Origin of the sequence: Mycobacterium asiaticum (genome assembly GCF_001668675.1) — a bacterium.
GTDB classification, from domain to species: Bacteria; Actinomycetota; Actinomycetes; order Mycobacteriales; family Mycobacteriaceae; genus Mycobacterium; species Mycobacterium asiaticum_D.
This window is the reverse complement of record NZ_LZKQ01000230.1, coordinates 1-16,315: the sequence shown is the minus strand read 5'-3', so window position 1 is coordinate 16,315 and position 16,315 is coordinate 1. Positions and strand designations below refer to the sequence as shown.

Below are 16,315 nucleotides of genomic sequence, written 5' to 3'. Positions count from 1 at the left end.
TGAAGTCAGAACCGGGCCGCGGCGTCGATCGAAGTGTCACTGGTGCGCAGCGGACGGATCAGCGCCTCCTGCGCGAAGGAACAAAGCAATTCGCCCGCCTCGGTGTGTACCGTCCCGCGCACATACGACATTCCCGCACCCACCTGGGTGCTCTCGTGCGAGTAGAGCAACCAGTCGTCCCAGCGCACCGGTTCGTGGAACGACACGAAGATCGACATCGGCGCGGTCGACACGGTCAGGTGAGCCTGACTGGTGCCGATTCCCGGGTGCGCGCGCATAGTGGTCGAAATACCCAGATGGCCAGTGAAATACGCGACGAGCGCCTTGGCCAGGTCGTCACGTTCGGGAATCGGGTCGTAATGCAGCCACGCATACAATTCCGGCGGGCCGACCTCGTCGGGACTATTGACGTCGACCACGTCGACCACCCGCACCTCCCGGCCCAGCATCGGCATCTCTGAGCTGTGCGCGTCCGCGGGTGCGGCGACGTCGGGCCGCGGCAGATGATGCCGAATAACGTCGCCGGTCGGGACGTCGGTCAGGACGGTCACGGTGACACAGCGCTTGCCGTTCTGCACGGCGGAGACGATCGCAGTGGCGGTGGACCGGCCCTCGTTCAAGACGTCGAGCACCAACTCGACCGGCGGGCCCACCAACACGGCGCGGGCGAACACCGCATGCGCGGACCGAACCGCCTTGCCCTGGAAGCGATTCGCCACGGCCACGATCGCCTGGGCAACCACTTGGGTGCCCTCCACGACCTGACGGCCGTCCTGCCCCGACAATCCGGTCTGCGCGGTGAACCGATCAGGTCCGGCCGCCTCCACCTCGAAAAGCTCCAGCAGACTCTGTACCGACCATTGGACCTGTTCAGATTCTGTCGTCAAAGCGCTCACCCCTCGTTCCGGCAGCTCACGGCTCAGCGTGACACTTTGCGCACTATTTGTAAAGTTGCCTGCGCGTTGACAGCAACGCACATGGTGCATGACACTTTTGCAGTGATTTGTAAAGGTTTGGCGCCTCCTACGCCGCTGGCCGACGGCTTTTGCTTCGGCGAGGGTCCACGCTGGTTCGAGGGGCTGCTGTGGTTCTCGGACATGCTCGGCGAAGCCGTCCACACCTCCGACATCCGTGGCTCGCTGACCACCGTCCCGTTGCCGGGACACTCGCCGTCCGGCCTGGGCTTCCGCCCCGACGGCTGTCTGCTGATCGTGTCGGCCGAGGACCGGATGGTGCTGCGCTACGACGGCGAGACCGTGCTTCCCCTGGCCGACCTGTCCGAACTGGCGCCGGCCAACCTCGGCGACATGGTCGTCGACGACAGCGGGCGTGCCTACATCGGCTCCCAGGCATTCGAGGGCGGAGCGATCCTTCGCCTCGACCCCGGTAACCACGCGACGGTCGTCGCCAACGACCTCGACTTTCCCAACGGCATGGTGATCACGCCGGACCGCAGGACGCTTATCGTCGCCGAGTCGATGGGCCGGCGGCTCACCGCGTTCACGATCGACCCGGACGGGAGCCTCAGCGACAGAAGAGTGTTCGCCGACAAACTCGACGGGCCGCCCGACGGCATCGCGCTCGACGCCGAGGGCGGAGTATGGACGGCCATGACGCTGACCCACCAGTTCGAGCGGATCACCGAAGGCGGCGAGGTGACCGACCGCATCGACATTGGCGACCGGGTCGCGATCGCCTGCGCGCTCGGCGGGCCGGAACGACGCACCCTGTTTCTGCTGTCGAGCACCGACGCGTACCCCAAGCGCCTGGTGGGCACCCGCCTGTCCCGGCTGGACGCCGTACGGGTGGACGTCCCCGGCGCTGGACTGCCCTGAGCTAAACGAAGAGGTCCCATGTCCGACTCGTACTACGAGCTGATCGACGCCGACGACGCAGCGGGTGAGAAGTTCCGGGCCACCGACCTGGCCCGGGGCACCTGGTCGGCGGCCATCCAGCACGGCGGCCCGGTTTCGGGGTTGCTGGTCCGCGCCCTGGAACGCTGCCAGGCGCGCGAGGACACCCGGCTCAGCCGGGTGGTCATCGACCTGCTTGGCCCGGTCCCGGCCGAGGGTGACCTGTGGGTGCGCTCCAGCCTGGACCGCGGCGGCCGGCAGATCGAGCTGGTGACCTCCGAGATGCTGGCGCTGGGCCCCGACGGACAACCGCGGCCGGTCGCCCGGGCCAGCGGCTGGCGGCTGCAGAAGCTCGACACCACCGCGGTGGTACATGCACCCACGCCGTTACCCCGGCCGCTGTCCGAGGCGTACAACCGCGATCTCAAAGCCATGAACTGGGACCGCAACTACGTGCACAGCCTGGAGTGGCTGTGGCTGACCGAACCGATGAAGCCAGGTCCGGGTGAATCGTGGATCAAGCCGGTCGCCGACCTCGTCGCCGGTGAGAGCATGACCCAGCTGGAGCGGCTGTTCGCGGTGGCCGACTGCGCCAACGGCATCGGCAGCAAGCTCGACATCAGCAAGTGGACCTTCCTCAACACCGACCTGGCCGTGCACGTGTTCCGGGTCCCGGAAGGAGACTGGATCGGCATCCGGGCGGAGACCAGCTACGGGCCGGACGGCATCGGAACGACGATCGGGACCCTGTTCGACGAGCACAGCGCGGTGGGCGCCATTCAGCAGTCCGTACTGGTACGACCCAGACCACCCAAGACCAACAAGCCACCGGGGGAGAACTGATGAGCCAGAATGCCCAGGTGGATGAAATCCCGGACACCGACACATCGACTCGTCAGCGGATCCTGGCCGCCACGGCCGAGGTGCTGGCCCGCAGCGGCAAGACCAAACTCAGCCTGTCCGAGGTCGCCGCCCAGGCCGGGGTGTCCAGGCCCACGCTCTACCGCTGGTTCGCCTCCAAGGAGGAGTTGCTTTCGGCGTTCTCCCGCTACGAGCGCGAGATCTTCGAGCGGGGTCTGGCCAAAGCGACCGCCGGGCTCAAGGGAGGCGAAAGGCTCGACGCCGCACTGCGGTTCATCGTCGACTACCAGTACTCCTATTCCGGCGTGCGGATGGTCGACATCGAACCCGAGCACGTTATCGCTCAGATGTCGGGCGTGATCCCGGAGATGCGCGCGGGTCTGCAGCGGTTGCTGCCCGGCCCCAACGCCGCGGTGAAGGCGGCCACCGTGATCCGGATCGCCATCTCGCACTACGTGGTGCGCAGCGACGACGGTGAGCAGTTCCTGGCGCAGCTGCGGCACGCTGTCGGCATCAAAAATGCGGATTAGAAGAGCACGGCCGGATTGAGATAACCCGTCGGGTCCAGCGCCGCCTTGACCGTCCGCATCGCCGCAATGTCGGCGGCCTCACGCGACATCGACAGGTAGGGCCGCTTGCGGGTCCCGACACCGTGTTCGGAGCTGACGTTGCCGCCGCAGCCGGCGATCAGGTCCATCATCTCGGCGTACAACGCATCCTCGCGCTCGGTCGGGAAACGCAGCACGTTCAGGTGCAGGTTGCCTTCCCCGATGTGACCGAACAGCACCGGCAGCGCATCGGACTCGTGGCGCCGAACCAGCGCGACCGCATCCCGAGCGAAACCGCTCACCGCCGACAGCGGCAGTGAAACATCGAATTTCAGCGGTGGCCCGTACACCCCGAGCACCTCGGCCAGCGTCTCGCGCACCCGCCACAGCCGTTGCTGCGCAGCCACATCCACGCCGACGGCCGGTTCCGAACCCTCGGCAGACGCAACGCCGTCGAGCAACTCGGCCAGCCGGTCGGTCTGGTCGTGGTCGCCGGCCAATTCGACGAGCAACAGCCAGTCACCGGGCACCGGAGCGCCAACCCCGGCGTGCTCCCCCGTCAGCACCGCACCCCGGGCGTCGATCAACTCCAACGCCGCGATGCCGTCGACGTCGGCGAACACCCGGCCCGCCTCGACCAGCGCGGCCAGGTCGTCGAATCCACACACCGCGGTCACCCGGTGCGACGGGGTGGGGTGCAGGCGGAGGTCCAGCGCGGTGATGACGCCGAGCGTGCCCTCCGCGCCGACGAACAGCGACGGCAGGTCGTAGCCGGTGTTGTCGCGCCGCACCGCAGAGTGCCGGCGCACCACCGAGCCGTCCGGCAAAGCCACATCCAGTCCCAGGACCTGCTCGCCCATGTTGCCGTAGCGGACGGTCCGCAAGCCGCCGGCATTCGTCGACGCCATGCCACCGAGGGTCGCGGCGTCACGCGCGGCCAGATCAACGCCGAACAACAGCCCAGCCGCCGCGGCGGCACCCTGCACCGCCGCCAGCGTGGCACCGGCGCCGGCCGTCACCCGCCGCTCCATGGTGTCCACATCGCTTATCGCACTGAGCCTTTCGGTGGACAACAACACGTCGTCATGCTCCGGCACCGTGCCGGCCACCAGCGACGTCCGGCCGCCCTGCACCGTCACGTACACGCCCGCATCGCGGCATACCCGCAACGCCGCGGCGACCTCCTCCGCCGAGCCCGGACGTACCAGCGCACTGGCCCGGCCGCGGTACCGGCCGGTGTGGTCGACACTCCGGCCGGCCAGCACGTCCGGGTCGGTGATGACGTGGTTCGAGCCCACCACGGCGGCCAGGCTCTCCAGCATCGGCTAAGGCCTCATCCGGCGCTGAAGTCCTTGTGCGGCACGTCGGTCACCAGGCCGCCGTCCATGATGAACTCGCTGCCGGTGGCGTAGGACGCCTCGTCGCTGGCCAAAAAGACGACGAATGTCGCCACCTCTCGCGCCTCGGCCGGCCGGCCCAACGGGATGGTGACCATGTCCTCGGGCAGGTGCGCGGTCATCGGGGTGCGGATGAAGCCCGGATGCAGCGAGTTGACCCGGATGTTCAACGGCGCCAGCTCCAGCGCCGCCGACTTGGTGATGCCGCGCACCGCCCACTTCGAGGCGACATACGGATGCACCAGTGGCGCGCCGCGGATCCCCTCGATCGAGGACACGTTGATGATCGACCCGCCGCCGGCCTCGGTCATCGGGTCGACGGCGGCCCGCATGCCCAGGAACGTCCCGGTCAGGTTGACGTCAATGACCTTCTGCCACTTGTCCATCCGAAACTCGCGCAGTGGCCCGGCCGCGACGATGCCGGCGTTGTTCACCAGCACGTCGAGCTTGCCGAACTCGCCGGTGGCCGTTGCCACCGCGGCCTCCCACTGATCGAGCTGGGTCACGTCGAGATGGACATAGCGCGCCGCATCACCGATCTCAGAAGCGAGCGCCTCGCCCTCCTCGTCGCGAATGTCGCCGATCACCACCTTGGCGCCCTCGGCCGCCAGCAGGCGCGCGTCCTCGGCCCCCATGCCTCGCGCGCCGCCGCTGATCAACGCGACCTTGCCGTCTACTCGCCCCATCAAAGGGCTCCTTTCCGTTTAGTTCGGTGTGACCAGACCCTTGCTGCTGATCAGTGGTAAGTCGAGCGTGGACCGGATCCCGGGCGGGGCCGCGATGACCGCCGGGATCGAATTGACGATCCGTCCCGCGGCGCCGACGATCGCGGCATGGTTGTGGTCGCCCTTGCGGCTGCTGGGCACGATATCCACCGCGTACGACGGCTCCCCGGTGATCTCGATGCGATACGAGCCACCGCCCGCTGCGGGTTGCGGCCAGTCCGGCTGCAGGTCCGGCCGGAGCCGGGTGATGTGCTCGATCACGATGGCCGGCCGGCCGTTGACCATGCCGCGAATCTCGAATTGCAGTGCGGCCAGCGTGCCTTTGGCCACGTGTCCGACCGCGATGTCGAAGTCCTCCGGTGCCGGTTCGCGGCGATACGACTCGGTGATCTCGTCAACTTCGATACCCAGTCCGGCGGCGAGTTGCCGGATCGCCGTCCCCCAGGCGATGCTGAGCACCCCGGGTTGCAGCAGCATCGGCACCTCGTCCAGCGGCCGGGCGAAGCCCATGTAGTGCATGACCTCCGCGCCGTCGTAACTCGCGTAGTCGTGAATCTCCATGCAGCGCACCTGGTCTATGCGCTGGCAGGTTCCCGCAAGCGCGAACGGCAGCAGGTCGTTGATGAATCCCGGGTCCACGCCGGTAATGAAGATACTTGAATTGCCCTGCTGCGCAGCGGCTTCCACCCGGTCGATGTACTTGTCGGGCATCACGCCCCACGGATATTGCAGCAGTCCCGGCGCCGAGCCCACCACGTTGATCCCGGCGGCCAGGATGCGCATGACGTCGGCCATCGCATCCGGGAGCCGGGTATCGCCCATCGCGCAGTAGACGACGCAGTCGGGCTTGGCGGCCAGTAGCTCGTCCAGGTCGTTCACGGCGTTGACACCGGTCTGAACCGGCTGGTCCAGTCCGACGCCGCAGAGTTCGCCGGCGTCCTTGCCCACCTTCTCCGGCGTGGAGACGCAGACGCCGGTGAGTTCGAACTGGGGGTTGGTGATGAGTGCGGCGAGGGCGAGCCCACCGACATTCCCGGTGCCGACGTGGGCGACGCGAATCGCCATGAGTGTCCTCCATCCCGACGCTGCGACTTTTCTAGACACTAGTCCATAATTTCGTCAGCACTACGGCGGCACTATGGTTGCGTCATGCCAGAGCGCGAGGACGTGTGGTTCACCTCCGGTGCCGACCGGATCAGCGCCTGGCTGTACCGGCCCGCCGGCGACGGCGCAGTCCCGCTGATCGTGATGGCGCACGGTCTGGGCGCGGTGCGCACGATGCGGCTGGACGCCTACGCCGAGCGGTTCAGCGCGGCCGGCTATGCCTGCCTGGTGTTCGACTATCGCAACTTCGGCGACAGCGAGGGGCAGCCGCGGCAACTGCTCGACATTGATATGCAGCTGGCCGACTGGGCGGCGGCCGTCGCCTTCGCCCGGACCCTGCCGGGAGTGGATTCCAACCGAATCGCCCTGTGGGGCACTTCTTTTGGCGGCGGCCATGTGATCACCTCGGCGGCACGGCTGACGGGCATCGCCGCCGCAGTGGCGCAGTGCCCGTTCACCGACGGCCTCGCGTCCATAGGTGCGATCAACCCGGCGACCGCGGCGCGCATCACGGCATTGGGGATCCGCGACGTCATCGCAAGCCGGTTGGGCAAGCGGCCGGTGGTGATCCCGACGGCCGGTCGCCCGGGCGAGGTCGCGTTGATGACCGCGCCCGATGCGTACGACGGATATCTGAATCTCGTGCCCGACGGTGTCGAGCTGCCCAACGAGGTCGCCGCGCGCGTGGGCCTGAAGGTGCTGATCTACCGTCCCGGCCGCAACGCCGCGAAGATCACCTGCCCGATCCTGTTCTGCGTCTGCGAGACCGACTCGGTCGCGCCGGCCGGCCCGACCCTGCGCTACGCCGCCAAGGCTCCTCGCGGCGAAATCAAGACGTATCCCGAGGGGCACTTCGCGATCTACGTCGACGACGCCTTCGAGCGGGTCGTCACCGACCAGATCGCGTTCTTCCACCGGCATCTGCAGAGCGCCCGCGTTTAACGGCCGAAACGCCGGATTTCCTCACGGACCAGCTTTACTCTTGCTCTGATATCTACTACCCGCGGTTTCGGGTATTGGAAGGACGGGGGCCATGTCCTATTTGCTTACAGTCCCTGAGTCGCTCGCTGCGGCGGCCACGGATGTCGACGAGATCGCGGCCGCGATACACGCCGCCAATGCCGCCGCGGCCGGCCGTACGTCGGGCCTGCTGGCGGCGGCCGGCGACGAGGTATCGGCGGCGATCGCGAATTTCTTCAACGCTTTTGGCGACGAGTACCAGACCGTCGTCAGACAGGCAGCGCTGTTCCAGAGCGAGTTCAACCGGGCGCTGTCCGACGCCGCACGCACTTACGCGCAGGCCGAAGCGTTCAACGGTGCGCTGCTGAACTCGTTCGGGGGCACCGGGACCGCGACGCCTCTCGCGGCGCCGGCCGAGCCGCTCGCCATTAATACCGCGCTCATCATGGGCGGCACCGGCAACCCGCTACCGCTGGCCAGGTACGTGGCGGATATCAACAAGAACTACATTCAACCGATCTTCAGTGGGGGCACGCCTGTCGGCCTGTTCACCCCGGAGCAGTTCTGGCCGATCACCCCCGATCTCGGCACGATGACCTATGCCCAGTCCGTCGCCAAGGGGGTGGCGCAACTCAATGCCGCGATCAACCAGCAGGTGGTGAACCTGGGCAACAAGACCGCCGTCTTCGGCTACTCGCAGAGCGCTTCGATCGTGCACAACCAGATCGTCAACATGATCGCCGCGGGTTCACCCCACGTCAACGACGTGGCCTTCATCATGGCCGCGGCCGGGAACAACCCCAACGGCGGTTTGTTGTCCCGCTTCCCGGGCTTCTACATCCCCGGTCTGGACGTGCTGTTCAACGGTGCGACGCCGGCGAACAGCCCGTACGAGACCTACATCTACACCGCGCAGTACGACGGGATCGCGCACGTCCCGCAGTACCCGACCAACATCCTGGCCGACATCAACGCGCTGATGGGCTACTTCTACGTGCACAGCAATTACCCGGACCTGCTGTCCACCACCGCGGTACAGCTGCCAACCTCACCGGGATACACGGGCAACACCGAGTACTACATGTTCCTGACGCAGAACCTGCCGATACTGCAGCCGATCCGCGACATCCCCTACGCCGGACCGGTTATCGCCGACCTGCTGCAGCCACCGCTACGAGTGATGATCGACCTCGGCTATTCCGACGGCTACGCGGATCTGCCCACACCCGCCGGCCTGATCAACATTCCGAACCCGTTCACCTTCGCCTACTACATGGGACAGGGGCTGCTGCAGGCGCCGTACGGCGCGGCCGTCGAGATCGGCGTTCAGGCCGGACTCTGGGGACCGGAGTACTTCCCGGACGCCTATCCATGGGTTCCGATGGTCAATCCGGGTCTGAACCTTTACTTCGGCCCGGCCCTGAGCCAACCTCCGGTGACGGCGCTGTCTCTGCTGAGCGGAACACTCGGCGACGTCCTGCACATCATCCCGCCGATCTTCAACTAGCCGGTCACGGCCCCAGCGGCGCGGTGGTGCGGATCTCCTCATCGCGAATCAAGCCGCGCAGCAGCGCGGTGCTGAATTCCGCCGCGATCTCCTTGGCCGTACGCCGGCCGCTCGGCCGCAGCCACCGGTAACTGCCCAGCGTCATCCCGATGTAGCCGAGCGCCACGACGTGCGAGTCGCACTCATAGAACTCGCCGCTGGCAATGCCGCGGTCGATGAGGCCGTGCACATGCTCGTAGACCTGGGCTTCCTTCTCACGCACCTCCGCGACCTGTTCGGAGGTGAACCACTCGGTGATGTAGGGCTGTTCCTGGAAGTAGACAGCGGCGCGTTCGGGGTTACTCGCGATCCCCGTCAGCAACCGCACCGTGTACTGGTAGAGCGCCTCGCGGGCCGTCCAGGACGGGTCGTCATGAACGGCGGCCAGGGTGCCCTCGGCGGCCTGGCGGTAGATGTCGAACAGGATCAGCGCCTTGCTGGCGTAATAGTGATAAACCGTCGCCTTGTTCAGCCCGATCACGTCGGCGACATCATCCATCCGAGTGCCGTGGTAGCCGCGGGCAGCAAACAGCTTGGTGGCGACCGCCAGCAACTCCTCACGGCGCGAAAGGCCATTTCCGGACGGCATCTGCACTCACTATCGTCGCTGCGTTATCAATCAACTAGTTGGACAGTTTAAGCAACACCGCGCCTGTCGCCCCGCAGCGGATGGGACTAGACTCGCTTCAGGAGAACGCAGTCGCTTGAGAGGTGGAGTAATGGACCCGGTTCCTGACTACGACGGCAGCGACGAGATCGAGTTCTTCTTCAGCTATCTCACCTGGGGTTTACGGGGTGTCGAGTCCGGTAACGGCTACCCGCCGCCGGCCTACCCACCCGTCTAGAACTCACCACAGCGGGAAGTCCGCACCGTGCTCGCTCGCCGGGCGCGGGCCGAAGATCCGTCGCTCTGATTCGGTGATCGGCACGTCATTGATGCTGGCCTCGCGCCGCGCCATCGATCCTTCCGGATTGAACTCCCAGAGTTCGTTGCCGTAACTGCGGAACCACTGCCCGGTGCGGTCGTGGCTCTCGTACTGGAACCGCACCGCGATGCGGTTGCCTTCGAAACTCCACAAGCCCTTGCGTAACGAGTAGTCGAGCTCGCGCTGCCACTTGCGAGTCAGGAACGCGACGATCTCTTCCCGTCCGACGACATGCTCGTCACGGTTTCGCCAGACCGAGTCGACGGTGTAGGCCAGGCTGACCCGTTCGGGATCACAGGTGTTCCATGCGTCCTCGGCGGCTTGCACCTTCTGCAGTGCGGTCTCGAAGGTGAACGGCGGAAACGGCGCGGGCATGCACCTTTCTACCGCGAGCAGACACAGAATCGCACCCATCAGTGCTCTCAGATGCGATTCTGCGTCTGCTCGCGGGGGTTGGTGGCCGTTGTCATATCGTGGCGGCATGGACTTCGCAATGTCGGCCAAAGCCAGCGACTACCACAAGCGGTTGACGGAATTCATGACGGACCACGTCTTCCCGGCCGAGGCCGAGTACGAGAAGTACCGCCACGCCGCCGGCCCGGGCGACCACACGGTGCCGCCGGTGATCGAGGACCTCAAGGCCAAGGCGAAGGAGCGCGGCCTGTGGAACCTGTTCCTGCCGGCCGAGTCGGGTCTGACGAATCTCGAATACGCACCGTTGGCCGAGCTGACCGGCTGGAGCCTGGAGATCGCGCCGGAAGCGCTCAACTGTGCGGCGCCCGACACCGGCAACATGGAGACGCTGCACCTGTTCGCCACCGAGCAGCAACGCAAGGACTGGCTGGAGCCATTGCTCAACGGCGACATTCGCAGCGCCTTCTCGATGACCGAGCCGGCGGTGGCCAGCAGTGACGCCCGCAATATCGAGACCTCGATCGTGCGCGACGGCGCCGACTACGTGATCAACGGCCGTAAGTGGTGGACATCGGGCGCGGCGGACCCGCGCTGCAAGATCCTGATCGTGATGGGCCGCACCAATCCCGAAGCGGCCAGCCACCAGCAGCAGTCGATGGTGCTGGTGCCGATGGACACCCCCGGCGTGACGGTGGTCCGCTCGACCGGCGTGTTCGGCTGGCAGGACCAGCACGGCCACTGCGAAATCATCTATGACAACGTCCGGGTGCCGGCCACCAACCTGCTCGGCCAGGAGGGGGCCGGCTTCGCCATCGCGCAGGCCCGGCTCGGCCCGGGACGCATCCACCACTGCATGCGAGCCCTCGGTGGGGCCGAGCGCGCGCTGGCGCTGATGGTCAACCGCGCCAACAACCGGATCGCGTTCGGCCGTCCGCTGGCCGACCAGGGTTTGGTCCAGCATGCAATTGCCAAGTCCCGCAACGAAATCGACCAGGCCAGGCTGCTCTGCGAGAAGGCGGCGTGGACCATCGACCAGCACGGCAACAAAGCCGCGCATCTGCTGGTGTCGCAGATCAAGGCGGTGGCCCCGCAAGTGGCATGCGACGTGATCGACCGGGCCATCCAGGTGCATGGCGCGGCCGGCGTCTGTGACGACACACCCCTGGCCCGGCTGTACGGCTGGCATCGCGCGATGCGGATCTTCGACGGTCCCGACGAGGTCCACATGCGCACCATCGCCCGCACCGAGTTGGGCCGCGAGCAGTCCGCGCTGGCCGCGGCGGTCACCAACCATGGCTGACGGTTTACGAGACCTCCCGGGCGCGTGGAATTTTCGTGACGTAGCGGATGCCACCACCGGGATCAGGCCGGGCCGGTTGTTCCGCTCCAGCGAGCTCAGCGGCCTCGACGACCGGGGTCGCGAGATACTGCGCGGGCTGGGCATCAGCGATGTCGCCGACCTGCGCTCCACCCGCGAGGTCAACCGGCGCGGTCCGGGACGCGTTCCCGATGGGGTCGACGTGCATCTGCTGCCGTTTCCCGATCTTGCCGACGACCAGGCCGACGAATCCGACGAGGCACCACACGAATCCGCATTCAAGCGCCTGCTCACCAACGGCGATTCCGACGAATCCGATGAAGCCATCGAAGCCAACGCGGTGCGTTACATGACCGAGGAGTACCGCGAATTCCCGACGCGCAACGGCGCCCAGCGCGCGGTGCACCGAGTGTTCACCCTGCTGGCCGACGAGCGGCCGGTACTCACCCACTGTTTCGCCGGCAAGGACCGCACCGGGTTTGTGGTCGCGACGGTGTTGGAAGCGGTGGGCGTGGACCGCGACGCGATCGTTGCCGACTATCTGCGCAGCAACGCCGCCGTGCCGCAGCTGCGCACCCGGATCACCGAGATGATCCAGCAACGCTCGGATGTCGAGCTGACTCCGGAGGTCGAGACCTTCACCAAGGCGCGGCTTTCGGACGGGGTGCTCGGCGTTCGCGCCGAATACCTGTGGGCGGCATGGCAGACGATCGACGAATCCTTCGGTTCGCTCGACGGATACCTGCGTGACGCCGGACTCTCCGAGGCCGACCTGTCGAAGCTGCGGCGCGCGCTGCTCGGCTGAGGAGTCTATGAGCTCGGGCCAAAGCCCGGACAGCAACGCGGAATCGCTTTACCCTCTACCGGTACCGGGAGGGGTCAGATGTCGTACGTGTTCGCGCAGCCGCCCGCGTTGGCTGCTGCGGCAACTGAGCTGGCGGGGATCGGGTCGGCGCTCGGGGACGCGGTCACGTCCGCGGCGGCGCCGACCAGCGTCATTGCCGCCGCCGCCGCCGACGAGGTGTCGTCGGCGATCGCCGGTCTGTTCCAAAACTTGGGCCAGGAATTCCAAACGGTCAACGCGCAATTCGGCGCTCTCTACGCCGGGATTGTTCAGCGACTGACCGCCACGGTGGAGTACTACGCCAACGCCGAGGCGATCAACACTGCCCAATTGGTGCAAAGCGTCACGGCCGGACTGACCACGCCGACCGTAGGCGCACCGACGAACGTCACCACCGCGATCATCATGGGCGGCACCGGCACCCCGATACCTGGTGCCACCTACCTCAACGCCATCAACAGTCTCTTCGTGCAACCGATTTCACCCGGAGCGATCGTCCAAGCCCTGTTCACGCCGGAAGAGCTGTATCCGATCACCGGGGTCAGGTCGCTGCCGCTGGCGACATCGGTGTCCGAAGGACTGCAGATCCTCAATACGGCCATCGGAGAGCAACTCGCAGCCGGAAACAACGTCACCGTCTTCGGTTACTCACAGAGCGCCATCATCTCGTCCCTACTGATGGAGCACTACATCTCCCTCGGCCCGAATATGCCGGACCCGTCCAAGCTCAACTTCATCCTGACCGGCAACGAAATGAACCCCAACGGCGGGATTCTGTCCCGGATCCCGGGGCTCAACATCACCACATTGGGCCTGCCCTTCTACGGCGCCACCCCGGACGGTCCGTACCAAACGACCACGTACACACTGGAATACGACGGGTTCGCCGACTTCCCGCGATACCCACTCAACATCCTGTCCGACATCAACGCGGTCTTCGGCATTCTCACCGTGCACACGACGTACGCCCACCTCACTCCCGCACAGGTGCAGTCGGCAATTCAATTGCCGACTCAGGGCCCGACGAACAACGAGTACTACATCATCCCGCACCCGGATCTGCCGCTGCTGGACCCAGTCCGAGCCATCCCCGTCATCGGGGAACCGATCGCCGCACTTGTTCAACCGAATCTGAAGGTCATCGTCAACCTCGGCTACGGCGATCCGAACTACGGCTATTCAACGTCACCGGCGAACGTGCCGACACCGTTCGGCTTGTTCCCCAATGTGCCGCCGGACGTCATCGCCAATGCTCTCGTCGCCGGCACCCAGCAGGGCATCAACGACTTCCTGGCTGTGGCGCCGACGGCACTCACCACACCGCCGGTGATCAACCCGCCCGCGTTCCCGCCGCTGATTCAGCAGTACCTGGGACCGCCGCCGCCAACCGTCCCGGCCACACCGGCCAATATCGTGAACACCTTGGCGTCGGCGGTGTCCACCGGCTACTCGGTGCTGCTCCCGACGGCTGACCTGGGCACGGCGTTCCTCACCACCATGCCGGCCTACGACGCGACGTTGTTCTTCAGCCAACTCGCGCAGGGAAATCTACGGGATGCCATTGAACTGCCGCTTGCGGCCACTGCCGGATTGGCGGCGCTGGGCGGCATGATCGAGTTCATCGCGGTCGTGGAAGCAGCGGCCGAGATTGTTCAGGATTTGCAGAGTCTCGCCATTTGACGCCAATTTCTGCACAACCGTACCATTTTTAATGCCTGTTCTCTATTAGACTTGATTCAGTAACTTTCTTCTGCGTCAAAACTCGTACATGAATGGCCGGGAGCCATTACGCTCACCAATTGTTTCCACCAGTAAGTATGGTGGCCGGGGGTACGGGGGGTAGGCGATGACGCAGCTGTTGGTGGACCCGCAGATCATCACGACGGTCACCGCGGACATCGACAGCATCGGTTCGACGATCGCAGCGGCGAGCGCGGCCGCCGCCGCGCCGACGTCCGGGCTGTTGGCGGCGGCCGCCGACGAGGTATCGGCGGCGATCGCGAATCTCTTTGGTGCACACGGACAGCAGTTCCAGGCTGTGGTCGGCCAGGTCGAGGCCTATGCCAATCAGTTCCAGCAGACGCTGGCCGCGGCGGCGAACGCCTACGTGCAAACCGAGAACGCCGCGGCCGCCGCCCTGACCGGAGCCTTGGGTGTGGCCGCCGCCCCGGCGGCACTGCCGCCGGCGCTTCCGCTCACCAATCCGCCATTCCCAGCCCTGGATACTTCGGTATTCATTGGCCCCACCGGAGTGCCCATACCGCCGCCGGCATATGCCACGCTCGCGAACGAGCTTTATGTACATGCGACCGGCCTCCAACAGATCCTGTACACACCGGAAGAGTTGTATCCGATCACCGGCGTCAAAAGCTTGACGCTGAATCAGTCGGTGTCCGAGGGGTTGACAATTCTCGGGAATTACGTGCAGTCGCAATTGGCCATACCCGGTAATTCCGTCACCGTGTTCGGCTACTCGCAGAGCGCCATCATCTCGTCGCTGTACATGCAGCAGCTGGCGGCCGCGGGCTTCCCTATCGCGCCGACCGATCTCAATTTCATCCTGGTCGGCAACGAGATGAACCCCAACGGCGGCATGCTCGCCCGGTTCCCGAACCTGACGCTGCCGACGCTGGGCCTCGACTTCTACGGCGCGACACCGTCGAACACGCCGTACGACGTGGCGATCTACACACAGGAGTACGACGGGTTCGCCAGCTTCCCGCGCTACCCGATCAACTTCATCTCGGACCTGAACGCGGTGTTCGGTATCGCCACCGTGCACACCAAATATCTGAATCTGACGCCCGCACAGGTCGACAGCGCCATCCAGTTGCCGACGTCTCCCGGTTACACCGGCAACACCACGTACTACATGATCCCGACCGAGGAACTGCCGCTGCTGACCCCGTTGCGGGCGATACCGGTGATCGGCAATCCGCTGGCCGCGCTGATCGAGCCCAACTTGGAAGTCATCGTCAACCTGGGTTATGGCGACCCGAACCTGGGTTACTCGACCGGCTACGCCGATGTGCACACGCCGTTCGGGTTGTTCCCCGAGGTCAGTCCCGGCACCCTGATCGACGCGTTCGCCAGGGGAACGCAGCAGGGCATCACCGACTTCCACACCGAGCTGCAAGCCCTGGCCGCCCAGCCGCCGCAGTTCCCCACGTTCGCCCCGCCGCAACCGATGGACATCCTGGCGAAGCTGAGCCAGCTGCCGTCACCCGAGAAGGTCGTCAACACTGCCGCCACAGTTATCTCCACCGATTACGCCGTGCTGCTTCCGGCGGCCGACACCGTGATGGCATTCGCCACCACGTTGCCGCTGTACGACTCTCAGCTTTTCGTGGAACAGCTGGCGCAAGGCAACCTCGTCAACGCGATCGGCTACCCGATCGCCGCGGACGTGGGACTGGCCACAATCGCCGGCATTGTCCAGTTCCTTGTCATCTCGAAGGCAATCTCCCAGAACATCAGCGACATTCGGGCCCTCATTCCCTGAGTTGAGCACCGGCTGGCGCTAATCGGCAGACAGCATCGCGAGATGCCTCTACGCTGACGACCGTTGCCTGTCGGGAAGGGTCGTAAATTCATGTCGTTTCTGCTTGCCGAGCCGGAGTTCATAACGACGGCTGCCGCGAACATCGAGGGGATCGGCTCAGCAATCACCACCGCCAGCGCGGCGGCCGCGGCACCGACGTCGAGTGTGCTGGCGGCCGCCGCCGCCGCGGGGGGGGGGGGCCGCGGGGGGGGGGGGGGGGGGCCGGCCGGGGGGGCCCGGGGGGCGCCCGGCCGGGTGGGGGGGGGCGGGCCCAGGTG

Annotated in this window: 17 protein-coding genes; 11 read left to right on the top strand and 6 right to left on the bottom strand. The window is 66.0% G+C overall.

The features are described from left to right. Positions 1-5: 5 nt before the first annotated feature. Complete coding sequence (locus A9X01_RS19745) at positions 6-887, bottom strand: acyl-CoA thioesterase (protein WP_065122407.1); 882 nt, start codon at positions 885-887, stop codon at positions 6-8. 90 nt (positions 888-977) lie between these two features. Between A9X01_RS19745 and A9X01_RS19740 the strand changes: the two genes are divergently transcribed. Genes A9X01_RS19740 through A9X01_RS19730 form a run of 3 tightly spaced genes read left to right on the top strand, consistent with a single transcriptional unit; the run spans position 978 to position 3,244 of the window. Beyond that, entirely contained in the window at positions 978-1,835 is an 858-nt protein-coding gene (locus A9X01_RS19740) for an SMP-30/gluconolactonase/LRE family protein (RefSeq protein ID WP_065122368.1), read from the top strand. A gap of 18 nt (positions 1,836-1,853) precedes the next feature. After that, positions 1,854-2,696 (top strand): thioesterase family protein, encoded by an 843-nt coding sequence (locus A9X01_RS19735; RefSeq protein ID WP_065122367.1) that lies wholly within the window; start codon positions 1,854-1,856, stop codon positions 2,694-2,696. Beyond that, positions 2,696-3,244, top strand: a complete 549-nt coding sequence (locus tag A9X01_RS19730) for a TetR/AcrR family transcriptional regulator (RefSeq protein WP_065122366.1) — start codon at positions 2,696-2,698, stop codon at positions 3,242-3,244. The genes A9X01_RS19735 and A9X01_RS19730 overlap by 1 nt, the downstream gene beginning before the upstream one ends. Here A9X01_RS19730 and A9X01_RS19725 read toward each other — a convergent pair. From A9X01_RS19725 to A9X01_RS19715, 3 genes are read right to left on the bottom strand one after another with little or no spacing between them, the layout of a single operon-like run. Beyond that, positions 3,241-4,584: an FAD-binding oxidoreductase gene (locus A9X01_RS19725; protein ID WP_065122365.1), complete on the bottom strand. Its 1,344-nt coding sequence runs from the start codon at positions 4,582-4,584 to the stop codon at positions 3,241-3,243. The genes A9X01_RS19730 and A9X01_RS19725 overlap by 4 nt on opposite strands. Positions 4,585-4,595: 11 nt before the next feature. Continuing rightward, complete coding sequence (locus tag A9X01_RS19720) at positions 4,596-5,345, bottom strand: glucose 1-dehydrogenase (protein ID WP_065122364.1); 750 nt, start codon at positions 5,343-5,345, stop codon at positions 4,596-4,598. Between the two features lie 18 nt (positions 5,346-5,363). Then, on the bottom strand, positions 5,364-6,449 hold the full coding sequence (locus A9X01_RS19715) for an NAD(P)H-dependent amine dehydrogenase family protein (protein WP_065122363.1): 1,086 nt from the start codon (positions 6,447-6,449) through the stop codon (positions 5,364-5,366). Between the two features lie 84 nt (positions 6,450-6,533). Between A9X01_RS19715 and A9X01_RS19710 the strand changes: the two genes are divergently transcribed. Together A9X01_RS19710 and A9X01_RS19705 are read left to right on the top strand one after the other, a co-directional pair. After that, positions 6,534-7,430 (top strand): alpha/beta hydrolase, encoded by an 897-nt coding sequence (locus A9X01_RS19710; protein ID WP_065122362.1) that lies wholly within the window; start codon positions 6,534-6,536, stop codon positions 7,428-7,430. Positions 7,431-7,521: 91 nt separating this feature from the next. Beyond that, positions 7,522-8,955 carry a PE family protein gene (locus A9X01_RS19705; RefSeq protein WP_065122361.1) on the top strand — a complete coding sequence of 478 codons (1,434 nt, stop codon included), beginning with the start codon at positions 7,522-7,524 and terminating at the stop codon, positions 8,953-8,955. Positions 8,956-8,959: 4 nt separating this feature from the next. Here A9X01_RS19705 and A9X01_RS19700 read toward each other — a convergent pair whose 3' ends face one another. Next, positions 8,960-9,583, bottom strand: coding sequence for a TetR/AcrR family transcriptional regulator (locus tag A9X01_RS19700; protein ID WP_036363418.1), 624 nt, complete (start codon positions 9,581-9,583; stop codon positions 8,960-8,962). A gap of 130 nt (positions 9,584-9,713) precedes the next feature. On the opposite strand from A9X01_RS19700, the gene A9X01_RS30065 reads away from it, so the two are divergent. Continuing rightward, positions 9,714-9,839, top strand: coding sequence for a hypothetical protein (locus A9X01_RS30065; protein ID WP_099051159.1), 126 nt, complete (start codon positions 9,714-9,716; stop codon positions 9,837-9,839). A gap of 3 nt (positions 9,840-9,842) precedes the next feature. On the opposite strand, the gene A9X01_RS19695 is transcribed toward A9X01_RS30065, so the two are convergent. Further along, the gene (locus A9X01_RS19695) at positions 9,843-10,295 is read right to left on the bottom strand and encodes a nuclear transport factor 2 family protein (RefSeq protein ID WP_065122360.1); all 453 of its coding nucleotides are present in this window, start codon (positions 10,293-10,295) and stop codon (positions 9,843-9,845) included. Positions 10,296-10,413: 118 nt separating this feature from the next. Between A9X01_RS19695 and A9X01_RS19690 the strand changes: the two genes are divergently transcribed. From A9X01_RS19690 to A9X01_RS30060, 5 genes are all read left to right on the top strand, one after another. Beyond that, positions 10,414-11,634 carry an acyl-CoA dehydrogenase family protein gene (locus A9X01_RS19690; protein ID WP_065122406.1) on the top strand — a complete coding sequence of 407 codons (1,221 nt, stop codon included), beginning with the start codon at positions 10,414-10,416 and terminating at the stop codon, positions 11,632-11,634. Further along, positions 11,627-12,457, top strand: coding sequence for a tyrosine-protein phosphatase (locus tag A9X01_RS19685; protein WP_065122359.1), 831 nt, complete (start codon positions 11,627-11,629; stop codon positions 12,455-12,457). The genes A9X01_RS19690 and A9X01_RS19685 overlap by 8 nt, the downstream gene beginning before the upstream one ends. Positions 12,458-12,535: 78 nt before the next feature. Continuing rightward, a complete protein-coding gene (locus A9X01_RS19680; protein ID WP_065122358.1) occupies positions 12,536-14,176 on the top strand; it encodes a PE family protein in 1,641 nt (546 codons plus the stop codon). Positions 14,177-14,342: 166 nt separating this feature from the next. Then, a complete protein-coding gene (locus tag A9X01_RS19675; protein WP_065122357.1) occupies positions 14,343-15,998 on the top strand; it encodes a PE family protein in 1,656 nt (551 codons plus the stop codon). A 90-nt stretch (positions 15,999-16,088) separates the two neighbouring features. After that, a partial coding sequence (locus A9X01_RS30060) for a PE domain-containing protein (protein ID WP_155772182.1) occupies positions 16,089-16,315 on the top strand: 227 nt, incomplete at its 3' end.

Bases quoted from the DNA above. Each gene is read 5' to 3' on its own strand.
- A9X01_RS19675 (WP_065122357.1), top strand. From the start codon at position 14,343: ATGACGCAGCTGTTGGTGGACCCGCAGATCATCACGACGGTCACCGCG.
- A9X01_RS19735 (WP_065122367.1), top strand. From the start codon at position 1,854: ATGTCCGACTCGTACTACGAGCTGATCGACGCCGACGACGCAGCGGGT.
- A9X01_RS19710 (WP_065122362.1), top strand. From the start codon at position 6,534: ATGCCAGAGCGCGAGGACGTGTGGTTCACCTCCGGTGCCGACCGGATC.
- A9X01_RS19740 (WP_065122368.1), top strand. From the start codon at position 978: ATGGTGCATGACACTTTTGCAGTGATTTGTAAAGGTTTGGCGCCTCCT.
- A9X01_RS19700 (WP_036363418.1), bottom strand. From the start codon at position 9,583: ATGCCGTCCGGAAATGGCCTTTCGCGCCGTGAGGAGTTGCTGGCGGTC.
- A9X01_RS19690 (WP_065122406.1), top strand. From the start codon at position 10,414: ATGTCGGCCAAAGCCAGCGACTACCACAAGCGGTTGACGGAATTCATG.
- A9X01_RS19725 (WP_065122365.1), bottom strand. From the start codon at position 4,584: ATGCTGGAGAGCCTGGCCGCCGTGGTGGGCTCGAACCACGTCATCACC.
- A9X01_RS19720 (WP_065122364.1), bottom strand. From the start codon at position 5,345: ATGGGGCGAGTAGACGGCAAGGTCGCGTTGATCAGCGGCGGCGCGCGA.
- A9X01_RS19705 (WP_065122361.1), top strand. From the start codon at position 7,522: ATGTCCTATTTGCTTACAGTCCCTGAGTCGCTCGCTGCGGCGGCCACG.
- A9X01_RS30065 (WP_099051159.1), top strand. From the start codon at position 9,714: ATGGACCCGGTTCCTGACTACGACGGCAGCGACGAGATCGAGTTCTTC.
- A9X01_RS19680 (WP_065122358.1), top strand. From the start codon at position 12,536: ATGTCGTACGTGTTCGCGCAGCCGCCCGCGTTGGCTGCTGCGGCAACT.
- A9X01_RS19730 (WP_065122366.1), top strand. From the start codon at position 2,696: ATGAGCCAGAATGCCCAGGTGGATGAAATCCCGGACACCGACACATCG.
- A9X01_RS19715 (WP_065122363.1), bottom strand. From the start codon at position 6,449: ATGGCGATTCGCGTCGCCCACGTCGGCACCGGGAATGTCGGTGGGCTC.
- A9X01_RS19685 (WP_065122359.1), top strand. From the start codon at position 11,627: ATGGCTGACGGTTTACGAGACCTCCCGGGCGCGTGGAATTTTCGTGAC.
- A9X01_RS19695 (WP_065122360.1), bottom strand. From the start codon at position 10,295: ATGCCCGCGCCGTTTCCGCCGTTCACCTTCGAGACCGCACTGCAGAAG.